4 protein-coding genes and 1 pseudogene are annotated in these 7,556 nt (G+C 35.1%); 1 reads left to right on the forward strand and 4 read right to left on the reverse strand.

Features of this window, described 5'->3' with window-relative positions; genetic code table 11:
• Positions 1-590 precede the first annotated feature (590 nt).
• The 4 genes and pseudogenes from prfB to P618_RS01425 all read right to left on the reverse strand — a co-directional run.
• Positions 591-1,664: pseudogene (gene prfB / locus P618_RS01410) on the reverse strand (peptide chain release factor 2); the annotation flags it as partial.
• A 490-nt stretch (positions 1,665-2,154) separates the two neighbouring features.
• Positions 2,155-3,093 carry a protein translocase subunit SecF gene (gene secF / locus P618_RS01415; RefSeq protein ID WP_021827145.1) on the reverse strand — a complete coding sequence of 313 codons (939 nt, stop codon included), beginning with the start codon at positions 3,091-3,093 and terminating at the stop codon, positions 2,155-2,157.
• A gap of 12 nt (positions 3,094-3,105) precedes the next feature.
• Positions 3,106-4,635, reverse strand: a complete 1,530-nt coding sequence (secD, locus tag P618_RS01420) for a protein translocase subunit SecD (RefSeq protein ID WP_021827146.1) — start codon at positions 4,633-4,635, stop codon at positions 3,106-3,108.
• A 63-nt stretch (positions 4,636-4,698) separates the two neighbouring features.
• Positions 4,699-6,216 (reverse strand): YifB family Mg chelatase-like AAA ATPase, encoded by a 1,518-nt coding sequence (locus tag P618_RS01425; RefSeq protein ID WP_021827147.1) that lies wholly within the window; start codon positions 6,214-6,216, stop codon positions 4,699-4,701.
• A 349-nt stretch (positions 6,217-6,565) separates the two neighbouring features.
• Between P618_RS01425 and P618_RS01430 the strand changes: the two genes are divergently transcribed.
• Entirely contained in the window at positions 6,566-6,847 is a 282-nt protein-coding gene (locus P618_RS01430) for a hypothetical protein (protein ID WP_021827149.1), read from the forward strand.
• The last annotated feature ends 709 nt before the right edge of the window (positions 6,848-7,556 follow it).

Below are 7,556 nucleotides of genomic sequence, written 5' to 3' on the forward strand. Positions count from 1 at the left end.
CTTATCAAATAGTTGCTATAAATATCAAGAAGATCCAGTTTCATTTTTTGTCCTTAAAAACTTACGGACGAAAAATATGATTATTTCAAGCAGAAATCAACTATTGCTGCGTAACATCAGTAAATAATAAAGCGATTGCTCCGATGTTTTTTAATTCGAAGTTGAGGGAGAGCTAGTTTTTGATAAAAGAATTAAGCCCCGGACAAGTTGTGATCATGGATAATGTGATTCATTGCATAAGCATAAATTTCAAAGAATCAGTTGAATCTGCCGGTTGTAGGATTATTTTTTTTATCACCTTATTCACCTGATTTAAATCCAATCGAGAAATTTTGGAAAAATACGAAGCGATGAATTGGGCAGAAAATTCAGCTCTGCCAGGGCTTATATCAGTCAATTCGTGTTTTTTTAATTCATCATGATTCAACTGCTTTTAATATATTCAATTAAGTTGACGTTTGCGCAAAAAGTACATTGTTTTTAGAAAGAGATTCTAAGATTATACAGACAAGAACCTTTACCTTCAATGAACTGAGTGTCAGACTTTACTTTTATTCATGAATCTCAACTTAATTTACTATATATACATATCAATGATCTTTAACCTCATCTAATTTTTTTTCTTCTGCTTGATAAAATAAATAACTTTCTAGAAAATTTTGAATTTGCCCATCTAACACAGCTTTTGTATTAGACGTTTCTTCTCCTGTTCTCAAATCTTTTATCATTTGGTACGGCTGCAATACGTAAGAGCGAATTTGCTGTCCCCAGCTTATTCCTTTTTTTTCTGGTTGCATAGTTGCAGCGTATGCTTCTTGTTCTTTTTTTTCTAATGTAAATAATTTCGATGCAAGCATTTTTAACGCGGTAGCTTTGTTTCTGTGCTGAGATCTATCATTTTGACACTGAACTACAGTGCCCGTAGGTAAATGCGTAATACGTACTGCGCTATCAGTTTTGTTCACATGCTGCCCTCCTGCTCCAGAAGCACGATAGGTATCAATACGCAAATCCTTTTCTTCAATAGGTGGAGCCTCCACTTCTTCTAACGCAGGCGTCACAAAAACGGAGGCAAAACTTGTATGACGTCTTGCTGCAGCATCAAAAGGAGACAATCGTACTAAACGATGAACTCCGCTTTCTCCTTTTAGCCACCCATAAGGAAATGCGCCGCAAGAAATGGATAACGTAGCAGACTTAATTCCTGCTTCTTCTCCTATATTTTCGTCTATAATTTCTACGTGATATCCGTTTGATTCACACCATCGAGTGTACATACGCATTAACATCGCCGCCCAATCTTGCGCCTCTGTTCCTCCTGCACCTGCTTGAAGCGCTAAAAAACACGATCTTTCATCCATTTTATCAGAAAAAAATTGCTCAATACGTAACAATTTTATTTCTTTTTCTAAATTTAACGCAGAGTTATATTGATCGAATAAAAATTCAGTATCTTGAGAGACCTGCATATAACTAACCCAACTTTTAAGGTCTTCAATTTCTTGATCGATACGGTACATAAGATTTTTTTTACGTAACAAAACTTCTTGTAACTTTAGTAATGAAACAGAAATTTTTGTGTCAGACCATGTTTCAGGAAGTTTTAATGTTTCTTCAAGTTCTTGAAGTTTTTTTAGTATGTGCGTCTGGTCAAAGAAACCTCCAAACGACTTTTTTTTCTTTTTCTATACAATGAACCAGTTCAACTATATTTTCTAAAGTAGGCATGAAACAACCTTTCTTTTTTTAGATCTATTTTGAAATTCTATAAAAAAGCACACGAAATCACAAGAAAAATCATAGGATTTTTTAGATCGCTATTTATAGTTTAATCAAAAATTGATCGTTGGATGCAAGAAAACTGACAAAATACTTTCACAGCAGATCTATTTTAAGAACAAACTGCTAGGATTAATTAAAAAATTGATTTGGATTGCAAATTAAAAAAAATTATTTAATTTTTGGAAGCAATAAAATTTTAAAAAAAAATTAAAATCTCTTGAAAGTATAAAGTAGTTTTTCCCAAAAAATCTATAATAACAATCCAAAATCACAATGAGTCATAGAAAAAGAGTCTTGATGGATACTAACATATAATTTTGATTTTATAGAAAACATAATAAATCGCTCAAAAAATATCAAAAAAACTTTTGACTATTTCTTAGAAATGCTACTTTTAAAACTTTGATGCTCTCGTTTTGCTTGAAACTGAAATAATATGTAAAAAATAGGAGCCGCAATCAAAATAGAAGAAATGGTGCCAGAAGAAATTCCCACAATCATTGGAAGACTATATGTTGCAATGATACTTCCTCCTAACATATAAAGAACAAAAAGAGCCACCAAAGTTGTCATAGAAGTTAAAACAGTACGAGAAAGTGTTTCGTTAATACTAAGATCAACAATCTCAGAACAACTTAAATTTTTCTTGTAGCCTCTGTTTTCCCTAATCCGATCAAACACAATCACAGTATCATTGACGGAATATCCTGCTGTAATCAAAAAAGCTACCATAGATCCCTCGCTGATTTCGTAATTGAAAAATGAAAAAAATAATAATAATGCAGCGCAGTCATAGGCAAGAGCAATCCAACTTGCGATGGAAAACATCCAATCAAAACGAATCCAAATATAAATTCCTATCCCTAGCAATGCAAACAAAAGAGCCCATGTACTAGATTTCATCAGCTCTTTTCCTAATTTAGCTCCAATCCGATTATATTTATCAAAGACTACAGTATCTCCTGACATTTTTTGAAATCGTTTTTGGATTCCAGGAAGATCGATTTTTTTTTCTGCAGCGCGTATCAAAATTGTAGGTTTCGTTTTGTCCCCATATTGTTGAATGGTAGATTCTTCTCCAAAATTATCGGGGTGCTGAACAAAACGACGCACTTCATCTAAATGGGGAACGCGAGAAAAACGTGCTTCTAACACAATTCCTCCTTTAAAGTCTATTCCCCAATTCACTCCTTTATACCATAAACTTCCCATCATAAAAATCATTACACTCAACAGCAAAGTAATGGGAACCCATATATGCTTTGTTAAAGAAAACGGTAGCGATAAACGAGAAAATGAAAAAAGCGCCATAATAATTCCTCCCTAAATCAGTATAGAATGTGTTGGGAATTTTTGTAACCAAAAACTTACCATCGTCCGAGTCATAGATACTGCTGTAAACATAGACGTAACAATTCCTATCGCCATCGTCACTGCAAATCCGCGCACAGGTCCGCTTCCTAACCCAAACAAGACAGCAACCGCAATAAGAGTTGTTAAATTAGAATCTATCACAGAATTCATTGCTCTCCTGTACCCGGAATCAATTGCAGGCAAAAGTTTTCGTCCCAAGAGTAATTCTTCCTTAATCCGCTCATTCACTAAAACATTAGCATCTACGGCCATTCCAACGGTAATCGACATTCCGGCAATACCCGGAAGAGTAAGAGTAGCATTCATGGCGATCAAAATTGCTAATAAAAATAAAAGATTAAAGACAACGGCAATCACTGCAAATGTTCCAAATCCCCCATAGAAACTCCACATCAATAATGCTACAGCTCCGATAGCAATAAACGTAGCTACAATCCCTTTTTGGATAGAATCCGCCCCCATTCCTGGACCTACAATTTTCTCCTCTAAAACTGTTAAATCCACCGGCAAAGATCCCGAACGAATCATCCCAGCTAATCCTTGACATTCTTCTAAGGTCTGATTTCCCGTAATCACTGCTTGGCCATTGGGAATGTGTGACTGGATTTTAGGAGCACTCAAAACAATATGATCTAAAACAATTGCTAACACTCTTCCAGTTTGTCTAGTAAGATCAGAAAACTGGTGGCTACCTTGAGTTGTTAACATCAAAGAAACGCAGGGGCGACTCTGTCCTTCTTCAGAAACATGATAATCTGCTTTTGCGCTGGCAACATCTTCTCCTGTCAACACAATTTCCTTGTCTAATCGATAAACTCGACCTTCCCTATCTTTACATTCCCAAGTTTCTGATGTTTTTTGTTCTGCAACCCAATAAAAATTTAGCTTCCCTGTTTTGTTTAATTTTTTCTTAACTTGTTCAGGATTTTGAAATCCTGGAATTTGCAATACAATATTTTTATCTCCTTGAATTTGAATTAAGGGCTCCACAGTCCCTGTTTCGTCAACGCGCTTTCGAATAACCTCTACACTTCTGTCCAAAGCTTGCTTTTGAAGAAGTTTACGAAAAGATTCACTGTATAAAAAACGAATTTTTTTCCCCTCAATCGTACGTTCCATATCTTTACCCAAAATACTGCCAGTAATTTTTTCCATATCTTTCAAATTTCGTAAAGACTGAAGTTCAAAAGAAACTCCACGTTCGTCAAACGATAAATTTCTGTACCCTATTTTTTCTTTCAAAAATGCTTTCTTAAGTCTAGAAGCGTACTGATTGCTTTGATCTTTAAATAAGCTTTGCGTCTGCGCTTCAAGCACTAAGTGCACTCCTCCTTGCAAATCGAGACCTAAAACAATTTTTTTGTAAGGCATCCACTTTGGAATAAAATTGGAAGAGACAAAACTGGGCAGCACTAAAATCAAACTAACGCAAACCAAAAACGTTAACCACGTTATTTTTAATTTAGATACGTATACCATAAATTTATGCGTCCCTCACATTCTAATTTTCTTGAGTATCCCATATTTACTTAAAAATCTCAACTATCTTTTCTTTGGGCTTTGTTCTACTCTATAGCTCAGCGCTTGCCCCATATGAAGAGTAGTTATATGTTCTGATTGGTCTAAATCAGCGATAGTTTGCGCAACCCTGGCAACACGATAAAATCCTCTCATAGAAAAGTCAAAACGATCGGCAGCTTTTAGTAACATATGTTTAGAATCTTGATTGTTGTCCAAAATTTGATCCAATACATTAGAAGGGCATTGAGCATTGCATTGAAAAAGTTTCCCCTGATACCTTACTTCTTGACGATGCTTTGCGCAACGAACGAGTTGCCGCGTATGTTGCAAATTATCAAAAGGTGTTGTCTCTGGAAAGGCCTTAAAATCAATGTCTGAAACATTCATAAAAAGATCAATACGATCTAAAAGTGGTCCAGAAAGATTTTGTTGATACCGATTTCCGCATTCTGGTGCTTGACGACATTCTTTAGAATTTTTTCCTAAATATCCGCATTTACATGGATTCATAGCTGAAAGAAATTGGAAATCTGCGGGATACGTAACATGGTAATTGGCACGCGAAACAACTGCTTGACGAGTTTCCATGGACTGACGTAGAGCATCTAAAACATTTCTTGAAAATTCGGGAAGCTCATCTAAAAATAAAATTCCTTGATGAGCCATAGATATTTCTCCTGGCGTTCCTTTTAATCCTCCTCCGACCATGGAAGCCATAGAGGCAGAATGATGAGGAGCCCTAAAAGGACGTTGACGCATAAGCCCTTTTCCTTCTTTTAAAACACCAGCCAAGCTGTGAATCATGGTGACTTCTAAAGCTTCTTTAGGACTTAAAGGATCTAATAAGCTCATAGCACTTTTAGCTAATAAAGATTTTCCGGTTCCAGGAGGACCGATCATTAACGCATTATGCCCACCGGAAACACTGATAATCAGTCCTAATTTTGCGTGAACTTGACCATGAATTAACCCAAAATGCTCAATTGGTGTATCTAAGGGATCTAATATAGGTTCTGGAACAGAAAGTATCTGAGTTCCCTTAAAATGATTCACCAGTTCTAGCAAATGATACGGTGCTAAAATAGAAAATTCACCTCCCCAACGTGCCTCAGGACCACAAATTCCTGGACAAATTAACGTTTTTCCTAAAGATGCGGCCAGCAATGCACTGCTTAACACTCCTGCTACGGGTTTAATACTTCCATCTAAACTCAATTCACCTAAACTAATCGTATTTTTAAGTTCAGGAGGTAAAATCTCTAACCCCATCAACATTCCTAGCACTAAAGGTAAATCATAGTGACTGCCTTCTTTTAAAATATTAGCCGGAGACAAATTGATCGTAATCCGTTTACAAGGAAATCCTATTCCAATCGATTGAAGCGCAGAACGCACACGCTCTTTTGCTTCATTTACAGCTCTATCTGGAAGCCCCACGATATTTAATCCAGGAAGACTACCTGAAGCAAATTGAACCTGAACCTCTACCAATATCGCTTGAATTCCCTGAAAAGATACCGTAAAAAGCGTATACACCATAACTTTTTTGAAGGCTGCTTAAAACCACACTTCAATTATCATAAAAAATTAACGTTTTTTGTCAATATATAAAAAACATAAAATTTTACTTGATTTAAATTAATATTTTTTTATCAATCAATTCAATGTTTAAGCGAGCACATAGAATTCCTCAAAACAAAGAATACCTAGTTTTTGTCGTCATGAGATAAAATATCATATAATAAAATCAGGAATTTCGTTTTTTAAAAGATGACGCAGTGGCACAGAAAGACGTAACATATCCGAAAAATCTTGAAAAATATTTAGGCCCTCAACCGGAAAAAGAGGAAAGTTTGGGAAAAAAAGCAACGAACACTCGTTACACGCTATGTTGTGGGCTTTGAGAACAGGTTCCCCTTTCGGGATCTTGCTTTGGGCTCCTAAAAATTGGAAAAATACCCACATAATATTTTGCGCAGGGCAAGATAAAAAGGGGGGATTTTTAAAAAAACTGAGTGTTGATCCGGACTATGAGAGGTTGATAATAGATGCCAGTCATATAAAAAAACATCTTTATGCAGAAAAAGAGCTCAACACGAAGCTACATATGGACTTGGATGGCCCAGGGCATGCCGGTCAGAGTTCAGGAACTGTTTTCGATTGCAAATAGGCTAATCAGCTACCAATCAAAGTATTGATGAGGTAATAAAAAAAAACATAAATTCTTTTGTTACTGTAAATAAAAATAAAAAAACAAATTAAAAACAATAACGACACTTCAAAACTCATACATTTTGTAGAGAATACATTTCTTGACCTGAAACGCTGGAGAAGAATTTCAACGCCATTACGAAAAACTTACTTCTTTATTTCTTGCTTCTGTTCAAATTCGATGCCTTTTCTTTTGGTTGATCATCTCGTGACGACACTGTATAAATAAAATTTTTTGATTAAGTTTATGACAATGTTAACGCAAAAAACATTAGAAATTTTCAAAACATGGAAAGTTATTCCTATAAAAATTGGATGCTAGAAGCGCATCGTTTTAAAAAAAATATAAGCAAGAATGATGAGTTGTAAGCTATTATTCTAATGGTTTTGTTAAAAAACACTCAAAGTTAATGATTGATGTTACGCAGCAATAGTTGATTTCTGCTTGAAATAATCATATTTTTCGTCCGTAAGTTTTTAAGGACAAAAAATGAAACTGGATCTTCTTGATATGTATAGCGATTATTTGATCAATAGTTGATTTTTGCTTGAAATAATCATATTTTTCGTCCATAAGTTTTTAAGGACAAAACATGAAACTGGATCTTCTTGATATTTATAGCGACTATTTGATAAGTCAAAATCACTATGCAACATCGACTGGTTTA

Origin of the sequence: Holospora obtusa F1 (assembly GCF_000469665.2) — a bacterium.
Taxonomy (GTDB): domain Bacteria; phylum Pseudomonadota; class Alphaproteobacteria; order Holosporales; family Holosporaceae; genus Holospora; species Holospora obtusa.